This is a genomic window from Vibrio rubrogenes (assembly GCF_059641415.1).
Map to the genome: position 1 here is coordinate 1 of NZ_JCARSY010000095.1, position 1,255 is coordinate 1,255.

1 protein-coding gene is annotated in these 1,255 nt (G+C 46.6%); it reads right to left on the minus strand.

All coding sequences use genetic code 11. The features are described from left to right. Positions 1 to 33: 33 nt before the first annotated feature. Positions 34 to 1,242: an IS256 family transposase gene (locus AC55NX_RS20665; protein WP_496997442.1), complete on the minus strand. Its 1,209-nt coding sequence runs from the start codon at positions 1,240 to 1,242 to the stop codon at positions 34 to 36. Positions 1,243 to 1,255 lie beyond the last annotated feature (13 nt).

The following is a 1,255-nucleotide window of genomic DNA, read 5'->3' on the forward strand; positions in this document are numbered from 1 at the left end:
GAGACTGTAAATAATTCTGTGTAATTGTCGGGGTTACATATAATCACTCAGTCTGTCTTCGAACATAATCATAAAGCGGTTCAGGGCCTGTCGCCAGTTTCTGATAGGCATTGTCCACCTCTTGGATGCATCCTGGATCGCTAAGAAGATGACCTTTCTTGCCGATTCATCTGTTGGGAACAGTTTACGTTTTTTGATGGCTTTTCTAATCACGCTGTTCAACGACTCGATGGCGTTAGTCGTGTAAATCGCTTTCCTGATGTCCTCAGGGTAGTTAAACAGCGTATTGAGATTAGCCCAGTGAGTTGTCCAAGAGCGGCTGATTTGAGGGTACTTAGCGTCCCATTTCTCAGCGAACTTCTCTAATGCTAGCAAGGCTTCATCTTCGGTTTTCGATTGGTAGATGGCCTTCAGATCCACAGCGACCGCCTTGTAATCTTTCCACGGCACATATTTCATTGAGTTTCGCACCATATGGACGATGCAGAGCTGGATTTGAGTGTTAGGGAAAGCGGTGTTGATGGCGTCAGGGAAGCCTTTTAGCCCATCAACACAAGCGATGAGGATGTCCTTGACGCCCCGATTTTGTAACTCCGTCAGCACATTCAGCCAGAACTTAGCCCCTTCGTTTTCAGATAACCACATGCCGAGTAGCTCTTTCTGACCTTCCATATTGACGCCGAGTGCTAGATAAACCGACTTGTTGATGACTTGCTTGTCCTGGCGAATTTTGACCACGATACAGTCAAGGTAAACAATGGGATACACTTCATCCAGAGGACGAGATTGCCACTCGATAACTTGCTCCAGAACGGCGTCAGTGACCTTAGATACCAAGGTGGAGGAGACATCTGCATCGTACATTTCTTTGAATGTGGCGACGATCTCTCGGGTGGTCATGCCTTTCGCATACAGACTTAAGATCTTGTCATCCATGGATTGGAATCGGGTCTGATGCTTACGAACTAACTGGGGTTCAAAGCTTGCCTCTCGGTCGCGAGGCACCTCAATTGGAACGTCACCATCATCAGTGATGATCGACTTTGATGAGTAACCATTGCGGGAGTTGGTACTGGGTTTTGACGCGTGTTTTTCATAACCAAGGTGCTCATCAAGTTCAGCATTAAGCGCCGTTTCAACAGTCACCTTGGTTAACATTTTACGGAAGTCATCCAGATCGGATTCTGTCTTGATTGATTTGGCGGCTTCACGCGCAAATGCTTCCAGTGCTTTCTTATCCATAATGTCTATCCTT

Excerpts from the sequence above, each read along its gene's own strand:
- AC55NX_RS20665 (WP_496997442.1), bottom strand. The coding sequence starts at position 1,242 with ATGGATAAGAAAGCACTGGAAGCATTTGCGCGTGAAGCCGCCAAATCA.